At 58.0% G+C, this 17,101-nt stretch carries 16 protein-coding genes; 11 read left to right on the top strand and 5 right to left on the bottom strand.

The annotated features are described in order from the left end of the window. The first annotated feature begins 219 nt into the window (after positions 1-219). On the top strand, positions 220-1,947 hold the full coding sequence (locus EYC79_RS22865) for an ABC transporter ATP-binding protein (protein WP_130979609.1): 1,728 nt from the start codon (positions 220-222) through the stop codon (positions 1,945-1,947). Between the two features lie 28 nt (positions 1,948-1,975). Here EYC79_RS22865 and EYC79_RS22860 read toward each other — a convergent pair whose 3' ends face one another. The 3 genes from EYC79_RS22860 to EYC79_RS22850 form a co-directional block, all read right to left on the bottom strand. Beyond that, a complete protein-coding gene (locus tag EYC79_RS22860) occupies positions 1,976-2,908 on the bottom strand; it encodes a DMT family transporter (protein WP_062425357.1) in 933 nt (310 codons plus the stop codon). 178 nt (positions 2,909-3,086) lie between these two features. After that, the gene (locus EYC79_RS22855; RefSeq protein ID WP_130979608.1) at positions 3,087-3,818 is read right to left on the bottom strand and encodes an AraC family transcriptional regulator; all 732 of its coding nucleotides are present in this window, start codon (positions 3,816-3,818) and stop codon (positions 3,087-3,089) included. A gap of 78 nt (positions 3,819-3,896) precedes the next feature. Next, on the bottom strand, positions 3,897-4,079 hold the full coding sequence (locus EYC79_RS22850; protein WP_130979607.1) for a hypothetical protein: 183 nt from the start codon (positions 4,077-4,079) through the stop codon (positions 3,897-3,899). Positions 4,080-4,270: 191 nt separating this feature from the next. Here EYC79_RS22850 and EYC79_RS22845 point away from each other — a divergent pair, with 191 nt between their 5' ends. The 3 genes from EYC79_RS22845 (at position 4,271) to EYC79_RS22835 (ending at position 5,900) form a co-directional block, all read left to right on the top strand. Beyond that, on the top strand, positions 4,271-4,855 hold the full coding sequence (locus EYC79_RS22845; protein ID WP_130979606.1) for a P-loop NTPase family protein: 585 nt from the start codon (positions 4,271-4,273) through the stop codon (positions 4,853-4,855). Positions 4,856-4,869: 14 nt separating this feature from the next. Then, complete coding sequence (locus EYC79_RS22840) at positions 4,870-5,388, top strand: AAA family ATPase (RefSeq protein WP_335625488.1); 519 nt, start codon at positions 4,870-4,872, stop codon at positions 5,386-5,388. 62 nt (positions 5,389-5,450) lie between these two features. Further along, positions 5,451-5,900 carry a type II toxin-antitoxin system RatA family toxin gene (locus EYC79_RS22835; RefSeq protein ID WP_130979605.1) on the top strand — a complete coding sequence of 150 codons (450 nt, stop codon included), beginning with the start codon at positions 5,451-5,453 and terminating at the stop codon, positions 5,898-5,900. Here the strand turns inward: EYC79_RS22835 and EYC79_RS22830 are convergent. Both EYC79_RS22830 and EYC79_RS22825 read right to left on the bottom strand, forming a co-directional pair. Then, a complete protein-coding gene (locus EYC79_RS22830) occupies positions 5,888-6,391 on the bottom strand; it encodes a CinA family protein (RefSeq protein WP_130979604.1) in 504 nt (167 codons plus the stop codon). The two genes, EYC79_RS22835 and EYC79_RS22830, sit on opposite strands and share 13 nt — an antisense overlap. Further along, positions 6,388-7,575 (bottom strand): bifunctional 2-C-methyl-D-erythritol 4-phosphate cytidylyltransferase/2-C-methyl-D-erythritol 2,4-cyclodiphosphate synthase, encoded by a 1,188-nt coding sequence (locus EYC79_RS22825; RefSeq protein ID WP_130979603.1) that lies wholly within the window; start codon positions 7,573-7,575, stop codon positions 6,388-6,390. The genes EYC79_RS22830 and EYC79_RS22825 overlap by 4 nt, the downstream gene beginning before the upstream one ends. Positions 7,576-7,829: 254 nt before the next feature. Between EYC79_RS22825 and dusB the strand changes: the two genes are divergently transcribed. The 7 genes from dusB (at position 7,830) to hfq (ending at position 17,056) form a co-directional block, all read left to right on the top strand. Continuing rightward, on the top strand, positions 7,830-8,846 hold the full coding sequence (dusB, locus tag EYC79_RS22820; protein ID WP_130979602.1) for a tRNA dihydrouridine synthase DusB: 1,017 nt from the start codon (positions 7,830-7,832) through the stop codon (positions 8,844-8,846). Next, complete coding sequence (locus EYC79_RS22815; RefSeq protein WP_062425348.1) at positions 8,843-9,988, top strand: two-component system sensor histidine kinase NtrB; 1,146 nt, start codon at positions 8,843-8,845, stop codon at positions 9,986-9,988. Before dusB ends, EYC79_RS22815 begins: the two co-directional genes overlap by 4 nt. After that, positions 9,985-11,436 (top strand): nitrogen regulation protein NR(I), encoded by a 1,452-nt coding sequence (ntrC, locus tag EYC79_RS22810; RefSeq protein WP_062425347.1) that lies wholly within the window; start codon positions 9,985-9,987, stop codon positions 11,434-11,436. Before EYC79_RS22815 ends, ntrC begins: the two co-directional genes overlap by 4 nt. Before the next feature lie 148 nt (positions 11,437-11,584). Then, a complete protein-coding gene (locus EYC79_RS22805) occupies positions 11,585-13,849 on the top strand; it encodes a sensor histidine kinase NtrY-like (protein WP_130979601.1) in 2,265 nt (754 codons plus the stop codon). Then, the gene (ntrX, locus tag EYC79_RS22800) at positions 13,839-15,203 is read left to right on the top strand and encodes a nitrogen assimilation response regulator NtrX (RefSeq protein WP_062425345.1); all 1,365 of its coding nucleotides are present in this window, start codon (positions 13,839-13,841) and stop codon (positions 15,201-15,203) included. Before EYC79_RS22805 ends, ntrX begins: the two co-directional genes overlap by 11 nt. Positions 15,204-15,249: 46 nt before the next feature. Further along, positions 15,250-16,626 (top strand): Trk system potassium transporter TrkA, encoded by a 1,377-nt coding sequence (trkA, locus tag EYC79_RS22795; RefSeq protein ID WP_130979600.1) that lies wholly within the window; start codon positions 15,250-15,252, stop codon positions 16,624-16,626. 187 nt (positions 16,627-16,813) lie between these two features. Further along, positions 16,814-17,056, top strand: coding sequence for an RNA chaperone Hfq (gene hfq / locus EYC79_RS22790; protein ID WP_027673217.1), 243 nt, complete (start codon positions 16,814-16,816; stop codon positions 17,054-17,056). The last annotated feature ends 45 nt before the right edge of the window (positions 17,057-17,101 follow it).

The following is a 17,101-nucleotide window of genomic DNA, read 5'->3' as shown; positions in this document are numbered from 1 at the left end:
AGTCTCTTTCGCATTCCCGGAGCAGCGGGTCACACTGTCACAGGTGAGATATGGGGTGCAATCTATTCCCCCGTTATTTCGCTTTTATGTTGTCGCAAAACATATTGAACGAATTTGGTAAAAATTGAGCAACAAGCTTGGACTTCTGACATGAATGTGAGAATGAACAGGCACTTTTACAACCTCTGAGGTTTCCTGCTCCGTTCTGGGCTATTCATCATGCTGCGCCGATTCTTTGCTTACTACCGCCCATATCGGGGGCTCTTCATTCTCGACTTCTCCTGCGCCGTGCTCTCGGGTCTTCTCGAACTCGGTTTTCCCATGGCGGTGAAGCTTCTCGTCGACGTTCTTCTGCCGTCATCGAACTGGCCGGTCATCATGGCCGCATCCTTCGGCCTGCTGGTGATCTATGTCTTCAATACCGGCCTGATGGCGACCGTCACCTACTGGGGACACATGCTCGGCATCAACATCGAAACCGACATGCGCCGCGCCGCTTTCGACCATTTGCAGAAACTCTCCTTCCGCTTCTTCGATAATCAGAAGACCGGCCATCTTGTCGGCCGCCTGACGAAGGATCTGGAGGAGATCGGCGAGGTTGCGCATCACGGACCGGAAGACCTTTTCATCGCGATCATGACCTTCATCGGCGCTTTCCTGCTGATGCTTTGGGTCAATGTGCCATTGGCGCTGATCACGGCTGTGATCGTGCCGCTGACGGCCTGGGTTACCAGCCGGTATGGCACGCGCATGACCAACAATTTCCGCTCGCTCTATAATCGCGTCGGCGCCTTCAATGCCCGTATCGAGGAGAATGTCGGCGGCATGCGGGTGGTCCAGGCTTTCGCCAATGAGGATCACGAACGCGCTTTGTTCGAAAAGGACAATCAGCGCTATCGCCGCACCAAGCTCGACGCCTACAAGATCATGACCGCCAGTACGTCGCTCAGCTATATGAGCATGCGCCTGACGCAGATGGTCATCATGATCTGCGGCGCCTGGCTCGTCCTTCATGGCGATCTGACCAATGGTGGCTTCGTCAGCTTCCTCTTGCTGGTCAACGTCTTCTTCCGCCCGATCGAAAAGATCAATTCCGTGATCGAAACCTACCCCAAGGGCATCGCCGGGTTCCGTCGTTTTACCGAGTTGATCGATACCGAGCCGGATATCGCCGACGCGCCGGATGCGATCACGGCTCCGTCGCTTCGTGGAGACATCGCCTACAAGAACGTCAGCTTTGGCTATGCCGACGGCAAGAGCGTCTTGTCCAACATTGATCTCACGATTGATGCCGGCGAAACCGTCGCCTTCGTCGGGCCTTCGGGTGCTGGAAAGACGACCCTTTGCTCGCTGTTGCCGCGTTTCTACGAGGTCACGGACGGCGCCATTACCATCGACGGCATCGATATTCGCAAGATGACGCTGGCATCGCTGCGCAGTCAGATAGGCATCGTGCAACAGGACGTCTTCATGTTCGGCGGCACCGTGCGCGAGAACATCGAGTACGGACGGCTTGGCGCAAGCGATGAGGATATCTGGATTGCTGCACGGCGCGCGCGGCTCGATCAGGTCATCGAAGCCATGCCAGACGGAATGGAGACGGTCATTGGCGAGCGTGGCGTCAAGCTCTCCGGCGGCCAGAAGCAGCGTCTCGCGATTGCCCGTATGTTCCTCAAGAACCCACCAATCCTCATTCTCGATGAGGCGACATCCGCACTCGACACCGAAACCGAACGCGCCATTCAGCAATCGCTTGGTGAACTTGCCGAAGGCCGCACGACGCTCATCATCGCCCATCGTCTGGCAACCATCAGAGATGCGTCGCGCATCGTCGTAGTCGATGCCAACGGCATCGTCGAAAGCGGAAACCATCAGGAGCTTCTTGCCGCGAAAGGACCATACAGCCGGCTTTATGAAGCACAGTTCGGCGCTGGCCTGATTGCGTGACAGTTCGAACTGGGTGAGGGCTGTGCCCTCAACCATGCACCTTACGCGGCCGATGCGCCTGCATGCACAGCAAGACGCTGAGAACGACGGAGACGATCGCGACGCTTTCGATCAGCGTCGGTCCACGGCCTTCCCATAGGAAGCCATAGAGCAGGGCGAATAGTGTTTCGAACAGGATCATCTGCCCGACCATCGTAAGTGGCAGGAGCCGGCTCATGCGGTTCCAAAGCGCGTTGCCGAAAATCGATGCCGAAATGCCAAGACCGACGGCAACCATGGTAAACTGCATCCAGTCCGAAGCGGGATGGGCAACACCGCCAAAGGCGAAAGCAGGGACAGCAAGAACAAGCGCGATGCCGCCTGTGACGACGCCGGTCATCAGGTTCCATTCATCCGCACTGACAGCATGCAGGCGAACGAGCCAGCGCGCGTTGCCCACCGCGAATGCCGTCCACGATGCCAGCGCGCCGATCGCGGCTGCAAGCCCTATGAGCTTGCGCGCATCCATTGGTGTCCCATCATGCATCAGAGACTGCCATGAAATGCCGATGATACCGACGGCGCCAAAGAACAGGGATGGCCAGAGCCGCTTCAACGAGACAGCGCCATGGTCCATGCTGCCGATGATGGTGACAGCGACCGGCAGAAAGCCGATGATGATGGAGGTGAAGGCGACTCCACTCAATTGAACGGCGGTCGAGATGAACACATAGTAGAGCAGGTTGCCAACAAGGCTAAGCCACAGGAGGGCTATCCACTCTGCACGGCCGAACTGCGCCGAGACACGTTTGATCTTCGGCGCAATCAGCACAAGCGCGATAACGCCAAAGGTCAGATAGCGGGCGGTGGAGAGTTGCAACGGTGTGAAGCCTGCCGGGATGAGCTTCGGTGCAAGAAAAATCCCGCCCCACAGCGCGCCCGCCAGCATTCCGTAAAATAGCCCCAACCCGGTCTTGTTCATGTCATGTCCTTGCGTCTATGGCGGGCTACAGCATCGGCCCGAAAATCGGCATCTATTTTCGGAAAAGCACGATGCGTAGATTCAAAAAGATAGAGCGTCCTCGGCGCGGCCAATAAGCCGCGCGGCGCTCTATGTGCCATGCGCAGGAAATGCCTGTCTTGACATAAACTCTTACGGTTCAGGAAATGGCGTTGCGCCGATAGGCGGCAGGCGTGGTGCCGAGCGACTTCTTCATTGCGCGCGTCAAGGCCGTCTGATCGGAGAAGCCGGCCCGTGTTGCAATCTCTGCAATCGGCAAGGACGAGCCTGAAAGTAGCGCGCAGATTTTCTTCATTCGCACATCGGCGAGCAGGGCGTGCGGCGTGGCGTCAAAGTAATCGAGGAATATCGCGTGCAGACGGCTGGTGCTGATCTCCACCTCGGATGCCATGCGCTCCACCGTCCATGGCTGGAAGGGATCGATCTCGATCAATGCTTTGAGCGTCATCAGTCGAGATGCGACGTCGGCCCTTTCGTCGGCGAAGCTTCCGACCAGAAGCTCTGCCCACAGCCTTGTTGAGCATGAGTCATGTTCGCCATCGTGGATGGATCGTCGCATATGGCGCGCGATAGAAGACGATCGATTGGTGAGGTCGATGAACGGCCTGTTGCAGAATCTCTCCAGCGTCGCCTCTGTGACGTATCGCTCGTCGAGATCGACGATCAGGGAGCGGTTGTTGTCGGATGTGACAATGCTGTGCTTGATATTGCCGGTAATCAGAACGGCCTTGGAGGTCGAGAGGCGCTGCTGCAACCCGCCAACCTCGATGTCCATGCTGCCTTGCAGTGGCACGACGATCTGGACAAAGGCATGGCGTTCCTCCGGCCATTCCTTTGAATAGGAACGAAGATCGACAGATGCGGCTTGCATGGCGTTCTCCTTCCCTCAAACAAAAAAGTGGCCTCGCGGCCACTTTCTAACATGAAGCATGAAGGACTGAACAGTAGTTCAGGCCTCGGTCTCCTGCTTCACCGTCGATTCGCCGCGCTTGCGCTTGCGCAGAACCGGCTTGTTCTCGCGCGCTTCACACTTTGCTACATCGATAAGGTAAGCCAATACCGGCATACTATTCATCGAGGCGAGTTGCTTGGCGGATTCGAGAAGGTTGATGATGTGGGCAAAGTCGTCCATCGTATCTCTCGGCTGGACCCTAGGTCCTGTTTATGGTTGAAAAATGCGCCAGACACGAAACCGCGCCAAAAAATGATCATCTTGGCTCGGTTGCATCTCATGGCTGCAAACAATCTTCTAATTTAATAGCAATCCACCCAGCAGGGTTGCAATAGCGATTTTCTAAGAACTGCTATGCAGGGGTGATGAGGATGATCATCGTCAATGACACTAAAGAAGCCGCTGAAATCATCAAGGGCTCCCGCCGTCTTCTTGTCATAGGGTGCTCCGGCAACGGCAAAAGCACGCTGAGCAACCGTCTGTCCGAACGGCTCGGACTGCCACACATATCATGTGACCGCGACATTTTCTGGCTGCCGGGCTGGAAGCTGAGACCGAGGCCGGAGATTGTTGAGCGCATGACCGCCTTTGCAGCTGAAGACCGCTGGATTATCGATGGCAACAGCCCCGGCACGCTGCCTCTTCGCCTGCCGCGGACGGAGGCGGTCATCTGGCTGCGCTTTCCCCGCTGGATGTCGTTGACCAGCGTCGTGAAGCGCTGGCTTCGTTACCGTGGCAAAGTGCGACCGGAAATGGCCGAAGGGTGTCCGGAAAAGATCGATGCAAAATTTCTCTCCTATATCTGGAATTTCGAAAAGGCTGAGTCGCCTGAGATCGTTCAGCATCTCGAGGCTGCCCGGAGGGATTTACCGGTCATCATTCTCACAAGCTACCAGGATACGAATCGCCTTCTCAGTGATCTCGACTCGGCGATTGGCGGTGAACTGAAGCGGTAGAGCAGGGGGCAGACGTGCCGAGATACATAACGGACACATCGGAAGCAGCAACCCTGCTGCAAGAGGCGACCCGTGTGCTGATCGTAGGCTCGTCAGGCGCGGGCAAAACTACCTTAGCTAGGGATGTCGCAAAGAGGCTGAGATTGACCCATATCTCAATGGACAAGGAGTTTTTCTGGCTCCCGGACTGGGTGGCGCGTGGACGTTCAGAGCAGCGAGAAATGATTGCGGAGGCGGTTATGAACGATCGCTGGGTGATGGATGGAAGCAACCCATCAAGCTTTGATTTAAGGCTCCCGAGGACGAATATTGTCTTGTGGATGCGCGTGCCGCGTGTGGTGTGTATTTACAGTGTCTATAGTCGTGCGATCAAAACCTGCGGACGAACGAGAGACGATATGGCTGTGGGTTGCGTAGAACAGCTCCCCGACAAGGAGTTTAGTCCTACATCTGGAACTTTGATAGGCGCCACGCGCCGATCCTCGAACGCAATTTCGATTTTTACGGTCCTCACGTTCCGATATTTCAGGTGAAATCTCGACGTGAGGCGGACCGCCTCCTTGATCTTATGCGGAGTGCACCTTAATTCCGGCTCATGCCGCAATTTGAAACACGCCGCCTTGTCAAACATTCTCCCGACCGGATGTACGATCTCGTCGCCGATGTGGAGAAATATCCGGAATTTCTGCCTCTCTGTGACGGGCTGACCGTGCGCTCCAAGAAAGAGCGCGACGGCAAGACGCTGCTGGTGGCGGATATGACGGTTGGCTACAAGGCCATCCGCGAGACCTTCACCACGCAGGTTCTTTTGAAGCCGGACGAACGCGCCATCGATGTCAAATACCTCGACGGGCCGTTCCGCTATCTGGACAATCGTTGGCGCTTCGAGCCGACCGATAATGGCGGGTGCTCGGTCTATTTCTTCATCGACTACGAGTTCAAGAACCGCCTTCTCGGCGCTCTGATGGGCTCGATGTTCGACCGTGCGTTCCGCATGTTCGCCGAAGCTTTCGAAGCCCGTGCCGACCGCATCTATGCGGAGTGAGATAGCTCCAAAACCATCTCCAAAGCAGTTCTGACGGTTGAAAGACGGACCCGATCGCGGCCAATATCGCCGTAACGCATTTCGCGATGGATCAGCCTGCCATCGCGGCTCTTTGCTGCCAGATGCACCAGGCCAACCGGTTTTGCGGCAGAGCCGCCACCGGGGCCAGCAATGCCCGTAACCGCGACCGAGACATGTGCACGAGAGCGAAATAGCGCGCCGTGCACCATCTGGAGCGCAGTTTCCTTCGAAACCGCGCCATAGGCTTTCAAGGTCGGCTCCAAGACGCCCAGCATGTCCATCTTCGCCTCGTTCGTGTAAGTGACGAAGCCGCGGTCGACGACGGCCGAAGAGCCGGAAATCTCGGTGAGGGCACCTGCGATCAAACCGCCTGTGCAGCTTTCCGCCGTCGTTACCATATGTCCTGCCTCAGAGAAGCTTGCGACGATGTGACGGGCCTGTTCCTCGATATCCGCTGGGAAGATGCTCATACCGGCCTCTGCTGATAAACCACCGTCGCAGTCGCGATCGCTGCAATGCCTTCACGCCGCCCGACAAAGCCGATCATCTCGTTGGTGGTTGCCTTGACTGAGCAACGGTCGAGCGAGATCCCGAGAATCTCTGCCAGGTTCTCGCGCATGGCCTGGCGATGCGGTCCGATGCGTGGCGCTTCCGCGATCAGCGACACATCCGCATTCATGATCGTGCCGCCATTGCCGCGCACGACCTTTGCCGCGTGTTCGAGGAAAATCCGCGAGGCGGCACCCTTCCATTGCGGGTCCGATGGTGGAAAATGATCGCCAATATCGCCGGCTCCACACGTGGCGAGCAGGGCATCGGTCAGTGCATGGAGCGCCACATCCGCATCGGAATGGCCCTTGAGTTTTTGATCATGGGCAATGAAGATGCCGCAAAGGATGACACCATCGCCGTCTTCCAACTGATGGACATCATACCCATTGCCGGTCCGCACATCCGGAAGTGCGGCAGAGAGTTTTTCGTCAGCCATGGCAATATCCCGCTTCAAAGTAAGTTTGACATTATCGACAGATCCTTCGACCAGGCTGACGGGCAGTCCGGCCCATTCCGCAATCGAGGCGTCGTCAGTGAAATCGTCTTGGCCCGATGAGGCCGCATCACGGTGCGCTGCAAGTATAGCGCTGTATCGAAAGGCCTGTGGGGTCTGGGCGGCAAACAGGCCGCTGCGGGATACGGTCTCCCGCACCAGCGATGCCTCGCCGCGCTTTAACGTGTCTGTGACCGCAAGGGCAGGCAGCACCGCATCGGCTCCACTTTCGAGACGCGCAGCTACCCGTTCCAGAAGATCGGCATCGATGAAGGGTCGGACTGCGTCATGGATCATCACATGCGTGACGTCATCTGCGCCAAGCGCTTCGAGCCCTGCAAGAACCGATTGCTGGCGGGTGGCACCGCCGGTGACAACGAGCATCCGTTCAGTCGCAGACAGACCAGCCTCGATCGGCTCGTAGAGAGCAACATCATCGCGGTGAATGACGACGGCTATCTTTGCGGCTTTCTGCCAGCCGAGGAACGTCCTCAGCGTGTGCTCGATAACGGGTTTGCCGCCGATCAACCGATATTGTTTCGGACCCTCTTCCGGTGAGCCTGCGCGTTCCCCGCGACCTGCTGCGACAATGACGACACCGATTTTCATATTGGATTTCCGCATTTCCCCTATGCCGCATCTGCTGCTGTTGCAGATTGACATGCGTGATCTAACGTTTCAAAAGCCGAATGACCAGCCGTGATTGGCGCCTGCTATGAGCTGAAATTCGCCTATTGCTTCGTCATTTGAACATGGCTTGCTCTTACGCAATGAAGTTTCATGAAAAAACACGCAAAAAAGCAGCGTGGGTGCTTGGCAAGCGCGAAAACGCTGTCTAAAAATAATGCAACTTTTCTACCTGCATGAAAGATCGCCAATTGCATCTCCCGGCGCTGTCAGAATCATTTCAGATCGGTGGTGTGGCTGTTCGTAACCGGGCAGTGCTTGCCCCCATGTCCGGGGTAACCGACCTTCCTTTCCGTCAGCTGGCCTGGCGCTTTGGTGCAGGCCTCGTCGTGACCGAGATGGTCGCAAGCCGTGAGCTTGTCGCAAACAAGGGCGAGTCCTGGGCTCGTCTCAAGAATGCCGGCATGACGCCGCATATGGTTCAGCTTGCCGGACGCGAAGCCCACTGGATGGCTGAGGCTGCAAAAATCGCCGCCGATAACGGCGCCGATATCATCGACATCAATATGGGGTGTCCAGCCAAGAAGGTGACTGGCGGCTATTCCGGCTCCGCACTGATGCGCGATCCCGATCATGCTCTGACCCTCATCGAAGCCACCGTGAAGGCGGTCGATGTTCCGGTTACGGTGAAGATGCGGCTGGGTTGGGACGAAAACTCCCTGAATGCTCCGGAAATTGCGGCGCGGGCCGAAGCCGCAGGTGTAAAGCTGATCACCATCCACGGTCGCACCCGCATGCAGTTTTACGAAGGCAAGGCAGATTGGGACGCAATTCGCGCCGTCCGCGACGCCATTTCCATACCGCTGATCGCCAATGGTGACGTGGAAACGCAAAGCGATGTCGCCGAGATATTGCGCCGCTCGGGCGCCGATGCGGTGATGGTGGGACGTGGGGCGCAGGGGCAGCCCTGGTTGCCGGCCGTTCTTGCCGGTCACGCAGCGCCTGCGCGGCAGGAGATCGCCAATATCGCTGTTGAACATTACGAGATGATGCTCGACTTTTACGGTCTGGAGGCAGGCCTGCGTCATGCGCGCAAACATCTCGGCTGGTATCTCGATCGCTTCGCTCCCTCAACCACGGTGGAGGAGAAGGTGCAAATCATGACATCAAAGAACACGAACGAGGTCATCGCTGTGCTGCGCGGCGCACTTGAACGCGGCGCGCAGGACGATGCTTCAAGGAAGGCCGCATGAGCGCTGGAAATTCCTCTGCGCCGGGTGGCAACGCCTTGGCCATGGCCGTTCTGAACGCCGTCCAGAACCCCGTCATTCTGGTGGATGCCGAAGGCTTCGTGGCTTTCGCCAACTGGGAAGCTGAGGCCTTCTTCGGTGCCAGTGCCGCCCATCTGGCGCGCTATCGCATTTCCACCTTCATCCCTTTTGGCAGCCCGCTTTTGGCACTGATCGACCAGGTTCGGGAACGCCGCGCTCCCGTCAATGAATATCGTGTCGATCTGTCCTCGCCACGCCTTGGTCAGGACAAGCTCGTCGATCTGTATGTCGCTCCCGTCGTCAGCGAGCCGGGCTCGGTCGTGGTGGTGTTCCAGGAACGGTCGATGGCGGACAAGATCGACCGTCAACTGACCCATCGCGCCGCGGCTCGCTCCGTCACGGGCCTTGCGTCAATGCTGGCGCACGAAATCAAAAATCCGCTGTCCGGCATCAGAGGTGCGGCACAGCTGCTCGAATCATCGGTTCCGGATGAGGACAGAGCGCTGACCCGCCTGATCTGCGACGAAACCGACCGCATCGTCTCTCTGGTCGACCGCATGGAGATTTTTTCCGATGAGCGTCCAGTGGACCGCTTTCCTGTCAATATCCACTCGGTCCTCGACCATGTCAAAGCCGTTGCCAAGGCCGGTTTTGCCCGCAACATCAAGATCACCGAAAATTACGATCCGTCCCTGCCGCCGGTCTATGCCAACCGCGATCAGCTGGTGCAGGTCTTCCTCAATCTGGTAAAGAACGCGGCCGAAGCAGTCGGCAACCAGACGGACGGCGAGATTATTCTGACCACAGCCTATCGTCCGGGCATTCGCCTATCGGTGGCGGGCAGCCGCGAGCGCATCTCTCTGCCGCTCGAATTCTGCGTCCACGACAATGGCCCAGGCGTGCCATCCGATCTTCTGCCGCATCTCTTCGATCCCTTCATCACCACCAAGACCAATGGCTCCGGCCTGGGGCTGGCGCTGGTGGCAAAGCTGATCGGCGCGCATGGCGGCATCGTTGAGTGCGACAGCCAGAACCATCGCACAACATTTCGCGTCCTGATGCCGGTTTCGCCTGAAGTTGCACCGGACGACAGCATTATACCGAACACAGGGTCTAATCCATGACAGCAACGATTCTCGTGGCCGATGATGATGCGGCTATCCGCACCGTTCTGAACCAGGCGCTGAGCCGCGCCGGTTACGATGTGCGCATCACGTCCAATGCTGCAACGCTGTGGCGCTGGGTCTCGGCGGGTGAGGGTGACCTCGTCATCACCGATGTGGTCATGCCGGATGAGAACGCCTTCGATCTTCTGCCGCGCATCAAGAAGGCTCGTCCCGAGCTTCCGGTTCTCGTGATGAGCGCGCAAAACACCTTCATGACCGCGATCAAGGCGTCGGAAAAGGGCGCTTACGACTACCTGCCCAAACCCTTCGATCTGACGGAATTGATCGCTATCATCGGCCGCGCTCTGTCGGAGCCGAAGCGCAAGCCTGCCAAGCTCGATGACGACATGCAGGACGGCATGCCGCTCGTCGGCCGTTCCGCCGCAATGCAGGAGATTTACCGCGTCTTGGCGCGTCTCATGCAGACCGACCTGACGCTGATGATCACCGGTGAGTCCGGTACCGGCAAGGAACTGGTGGCGCGTGCGCTGCATGACTATGGCAAGCGCCGCAACGGTCCCTTCGTGGCCATCAACATGGCAGCCATTCCGCGTGATTTGATCGAATCGGAACTCTTCGGCCACGAGAAGGGCGCCTTCACCGGTGCGCAGAACCGCTCGACCGGCCGTTTCGAACAGGCGGAAGGCGGCACGCTGTTCCTTGACGAAATCGGCGACATGCCGATGGATGCACAGACACGTCTGCTGCGCGTCCTGCAGCAGGGCGAATACACAACTGTGGGTGGCCGCACGCCGATCCGCACCGATGTCCGCATCGTCGCTGCGACGAACAAGGATTTGAAGCAGTCGATCAACCAGGGTCTTTTCCGCGAAGACCTCTACTACCGTTTGAATGTTGTTCCACTGCGCCTGCCGCCGCTTCGTGACCGTGCGGAGGATATTCCCGATCTCGTCCGTCACTTCATCCAGACGGGTGAGAAGGAAGGTCTAGAAGGCAAGCGCTTCGAGGGTGAGGCGCTGGAGCTGATGAAGGCTTACGCCTGGCCGGGTAACGTCCGCGAACTTGAGAACCTGATCCGCCGCCTGATGGCGCTTTATCCACAGGAAGTCATTACCCGCGAAATCATCGAGCAGGAACTCCAGTCGGATGTTCCAGACAGCCCGATCGACCGAACGACCGTTCGCAGCGGTAACCTGACGATCTCGCAGGCGGTAGAAGAGAATATGCGGGAGTATTTCTCGAGCTTCGGCGAGAACCTGCCGCCACCCGGCCTCTATGATCGCGTACTTCACGAAATGGAGTATCCGTTGATACTTGCAGCATTGACCGCCACGCGCGGCAATCAGATCAAGGCGGCAGATCTGCTCGGCCTCAATCGTAATACGCTCAGGAAAAAGATCCGCGAACTCGGCGTTTCCGTGTATCGCAGCTCTCGTACCACCTGAGGATATTGACAATACGACGATCGTCGTTGCATTTTCGCCACAAACTGTTGCTTGAAAAACACTGTTACGTCATAGATTCGCAATCCGCGACGAATGACGTTTGGCTGTGGCGTCTCTGCCTATCATGGCGGCTTGGGAATGATGATCGATGCGTAAACCTGTCGTCGAAGGAAAAGCCGACGAGCAAGCGGCGGGCATGTTGATTGCCGACCGCCGCATGTCGTTTGCGCTGCCAGGTCTCGTTCTCGCCGGCGTAGCGTTGATCTGCGCCATCGTCACGCTGATCGTGCTGCTGGGGCTGACGCCGATCGCGCCGACCTCCAACGTCGTCATCGCTTCGGTCGTCATCAACTCCATCTTCGTCATTGGCCTGATGTATCTCATCGGCCGGGAAATCAGCCGGCTGTTGAAGGCCCGCCGCAAGGGAAGGGCCGCGGCTCGGCTACATGTGCGCATTGTCGTGCTGTTTTCCATCGTCGCGATTACGCCTGCTGTTCTCGTGGCGATTTTTGCCAGTTTGACGCTGAATGTCGGACTGGACCGCTGGTTTGCACTGCGTACCCAGGCGATCGTTGATTCCTCCAGCAATATCGCCCAGGCCTATATGCTGGAAAATGCCGGTTATCTGCAGGGCCAGACGCTCTCCATGGCGACCGACCTCGACCGCAACCGTGCGCTATTTTATCTCGATCGCACCGGATTCGTCGATCTGATGACGCGCCAGGCCAAAGGTCGTGGCATGCTTGGCGCCTTCCTGGTGCAGGCTGATGGTGACGCGGTCGTGCAGGCCGATATCGCCACTGAACGCCCGCTACCGGCAATCCCGGCAGATGCGCTTGAAAAGGCCGCAGCAGGCCAGCCAACGCTCATTCCGCCGGGTGTGACCAACCTTGTGGGCGCCATCATCAAGCTGGAGGGGATCGGCGGAACGTTCCTCTATACGGTGCGCGCCGTCGATCCCAAGGTCATGTCGGCCATGCGGCTGATGGAGGAGAACCGCGCAGAATACAAGGCAATGGAATCCGGTCGAGCGCCGCTTCAGATTGCCTTTGCCATTCTCTATCTCGGCTTTGCGCTGATCGTGCTTCTCGCCGCGATCTGGACGGCCATCGCGGTCGCCGACCGTATCGTTCGCCCTATCCGTCTGCTCATCAGCGCCGCCGACAGTGTGGCAACCGGCAACCTGCATGTTCTGGTGCCAGTGCGCGCCATCGACGGCGACGTCGGCCGTCTGTCGCGAACTTTCAACAAGATGATTTCCGAAATCCGCAGCCAGCAGGAAGAGATCATCGAGGCGAAGGACGATATCGATGATCGCCGTCGCTTTATCGAAGCGGTGCTCTCCGGCGTCACGGCCGCCGTGATCGGCGTCGATGAGAGCCGGGTGATCACCATCGTCAATCCGTCGGCGGAAGAGTTTCTTGCTCTTCCGTCCTCCGAGCTCGTCGGTGCGCCGCTCTCCGTGGCAGCACCCGAGATCGAGCATGTGCTGGCGGAGGCGTCGGCGTCCGGTCGCGCAGATTTTCGTCAGCAAATCAACATCATGCGCCGCGGCAAGGAGCGCACCTTGAGCGTTCAGGTCACGCGTGAGGATGCCCGCGATGGTCGCGAGTCCCATGTCATCACTCTCGACGATATCACCGATCTCGTCATCGCCCAGCGCTCGACCGCCTGGTCTGACGTAGCGCGACGTATTGCGCATGAGATCAAGAACCCGTTGACCCCGATCCAGCTCTCGGCAGAGCGCCTCAAGCGCCGCTTCGGCAAGCAGATCGATGACAGCGATCGCGCGGTTTTCGATCAGTGTACCGACACCATCGTTCGGCAGGTCGGCGATATTGGCCGTATGGTGGATGAGTTTTCCGCCTTCGCCCGCATGCCGAAGCCGACCAAGGAACGCTCCGATCTGCGCACCGTCCTCAAAGATGCCACCTTCCTCAGGGAGATGGGTGCAAGCCATGTGAGCTTCAAAACCGAGCTCGGCGATAAGCCGCTGGAAGGCATGTTCGATTCCCGCATGCTCGGCCAGGCATTCGGTAACCTTATCAAGAATGCCACGGAGGCAATCGAGTCGGTCGATCCTGCCGAAGGTCGCAAGGGCCGTATCCTGGTCCGTGCGGATTTTGACGAATCGAACAACCGGTTCGTGGTGGACGTCATCGACAATGGCAGAGGTCTGCCGGTCGAAAACCGTCATCGCATCCTCGAGCCCTACATGACGATGCGCGACAAGGGCACTGGGCTTGGTCTGGCCATCGTCAAGAAGATCATTGAAGAACACGGCGGTCATCTCGAATTGCATGATGCACCCGCCGATTTCGATCATGGCCACGGTGCCATGATCAGGGTGCTGCTACCGCGTGTTGACGTCGTTGGCAGCGAAACTGACAAGGAAGTTGCATATGGCATCTGATATTCTGGTCGTCGACGACGAGGCCGACATCCGTGAGATCGTTGCGGGCATTCTGTCTGATGAGGGTCACGAGACGCGCATGGCGCATGACAGCGACAGCGCGTTGGCTGCCATCTCGGAGCGCGTGCCGCGGCTGATCTTTCTCGATATCTGGATGCAGGGAAGCAAGTTGGATGGTCTGGCGCTTCTCGATGAAATCAAGAACCGTCACCCTGACTTGCCGGTCGTGATGATATCCGGTCACGGCAACATCGAGACAGCGGTCAACGCCATCAAACGCGGCGCCTTCGACTTCATCGAAAAGCCGTTCAAGGCTGACCGTCTTATCCTGATTGCCGAACGTGCGCTGGAAAACTCCAAGCTGAAGCGCGAGGTTCAGGAGTTGAAGAAGCGGACTGGCGACGCTGTCGAACTCATCGGCGCGTCTCTCGCCGTTTCACAGCTTCGTCAGACGATTGATCGCGTAGCACCAACCAATAGCCGCATCATGATCCTTGGCCCATCTGGCTCCGGCAAGGAGCTTGTGGCGCGCATGATCCATAAAAAATCATCACGTGCTACTGGGCCTTTCGTTGCGCTGAATGCGGCCACGATCACGCCGGAACGCATGGAGATCGCGCTTTTCGGCACCGAGGGGCTGCCAGGGCAGCCCCGCAAGGTTGGTGCGCTTGAAGAGGCGCATCGCGGCGTTCTTTATCTCGATGAGGTAGGCGAAATGCCGCGGGAGACGCAGAACAAGATTCTGCGCGTGCTTGTCGATCAGCAGTTCGAGCGCGTGGGCGGTGGCAAGCGGGTCAAGGTCGATGTCCGCATTATCTCCTCCACGGCGCTCAATCTTGAGAACCTGATTTCCGAGGGGCTGTTTCGCGAGGATCTCTACCATCGTCTCGCCGTTGTCCCGGTCAAGGTTCCGGCACTCTCCGAGCGCCGCGAGGATATTCCCTTCCTGGTGGACATGTTCATCCGCCAGATTTCGGAACAGGCTGGCATTCGTCCGCGCAAGATCGGCGATGACGCCATGGCCGTCCTGCAGACGCATGATTGGCCGGGCAACATCCGCCAGCTTCGTAACAATATCGAACGCTTGATGATCCTGACCCGTCCAGAAGGCGGCGACACGTCCATTACCGCCGACATGCTGCCCTCCGATATTGGCGACATGCTGCCGAAGATTGCCGCACAGGGCGATCAACACATCATGACGCTTCCGCTTCGCGAGGCGCGCGAAATGTTCGAGCGGGATTATCTCGTGGCACAGATCAACCGCTTCGGCGGCAATATCTCCCGCACGGCTGAATTCGTCGGCATGGAACGCTCCGCGCTCCACCGCAAGCTCAAATCTCTCGGCGTCTGATGGGCATGCGCTCGTCAGAGTTTGGAAGCAGGCTCGGAGAGGGCGCATGAGGGTTATCATTTGTGGCGCGGGGCAAGTGGGTTACGGCATCGCCGAACAACTGTCGCGCGAAGACAACGAGGTTTCGGTGATCGATACCTCAGCAGCCCTGATTTCGGCGATCACCGAAACGCTCGATGTGCGCGGCTATGTTGGTCATGGCTCGCACCCGGATGTGCTGGCGAAGGCCGGCGCCGATCAGGCCGACATGATCATTGCCGTCACGCTCTATGACGAGATCAACATCGTTGCCTGTGAGGTGGCGCATGCCCTGTTCAGCGTGCCCACCAAGATTGCCCGCATCCGCGATCAAAGCTATCTGGCTCCCGAATATGGTGACCTGTTCAGCCGCGAGAACATGTCGATCGATGTGACGATCTCTCCCGAGATCGAGGTCGGCAAGATGGTGCTTCGTCGCATTGCATTCCCCGGCGCCACCGATGTGGTGCGATTTGCCGATGACAATGTCTCCATGCTGGCAATCGAATGCATGGAAGATTGCCCGGTCGTCAACACGCCGCTGCAGCAGTTGAGCCAGCTCTTTCCCGATCTGGTGGCGACTGTGGTTGGTGTTTTCCGCAACGGTCATCTAAAGTCGGTCGACTCCTCCGAACAATTGCGCACCGGCGACCTCGCCTATGTCATCTGTCAACGCCAGCACGCTCGCCGCACGCTTGGGCTTTTCGGCCACATGGAGAAAGAAGCGAGCCGGATCGTGATCGCCGGCGGTGGCAATATCGGCCAGTATGTCGCGCGTTCCATCGAGGAATTGCAGCCGAAGACCCGGGTCAAGATCATCGAATTCGATCGCGACAAGGCGATCGCGGCCTCGGAGAACCTGAATTCAACGATCGTGCTGCACGGGTCGGTTCTCGACCAGAAAATCCTTCACCAGGCCGACATCCAGGACGCTGACCTGATTGTGACGCTGACCAACAACGACCAGACCAATATTCTGGGCGCGGTGATGGCAAAGCAGATGGGCTGCAAGTCGAACCTCGCTTTGCTGAATGCCACGTCCTTCCACGATGCGGCAAAGTCACTGGCACTGGACGCCTATATCAACCCGCGGGCCGTGACGATTTCACGCGTGTTGCAGCATGTGCGCAAGGGCCGCATTCGCTCCGTCTATGCGGTACAGCGCGGCAATGGCGAAATCATCGAGGCCGAGGCGCTGGAAACGTCTCCACTCGTCGGGCAAGCGCTTCGCGAGATCGATCTTCCCGAGGGGATCCGCATCGGCGCGGTCTATCGCGACAAGACCGTTTTGCGCCCGGATGGCAACATGAAGATCAAGGCGAAGGACCGGGTCATTCTCTTCGCTTCAGCAGATTCCGTGCGCGATGTGGAACAACTTTTCAGGGTGTCGTTGCAATATTTCTAATTTATCGACAAACGCACTATGTCGGCAGGCCGCCAAAAAGTAGCATGAGTTTTTCGACATTGCGGAACAGAGCGTGATTTGATACCAGAGTTTCACCCATTGGCAGGGGGCACGGCCAGCGGGATTGCATTATTGATAGTTTGATTTCCCGGTCTCCCATCCGGGCAAAAAAGAAAGAAGCGGCGCCATGGCGGAACGTTCTCAAAACCTACAGGATCTCTTTCTCAACACCGTTCGTAAGCAGAAGATTTCGTTGACGATTTTCCTCATCAACGGCGTCAAGCTGACCGGTGTCGTCACGTCTTTCGACAACTTCTGCGTGCTTCTGCGCCGCGATGGACACTCGCAGCTCGTCTACAAGCATGCGATCTCCACCATCATGCCTGGCCAGCCCATGCAGATGTTCGAGACCGAAGAAGGCGCGGCCTGATTCACCGCTTCTGAGACGGATCCAATCTACCGGTCCTGCAGCGAT

The sequence above is a fragment of the Agrobacterium cavarae genome, from assembly GCF_004310285.1.
GTDB lineage: Bacteria > Pseudomonadota > Alphaproteobacteria > Rhizobiales > Rhizobiaceae > Agrobacterium > Agrobacterium cavarae.
Note: the sequence above shows the minus strand (reverse complement) of the source record. Positions and strands in the feature narration are given on the sequence as shown.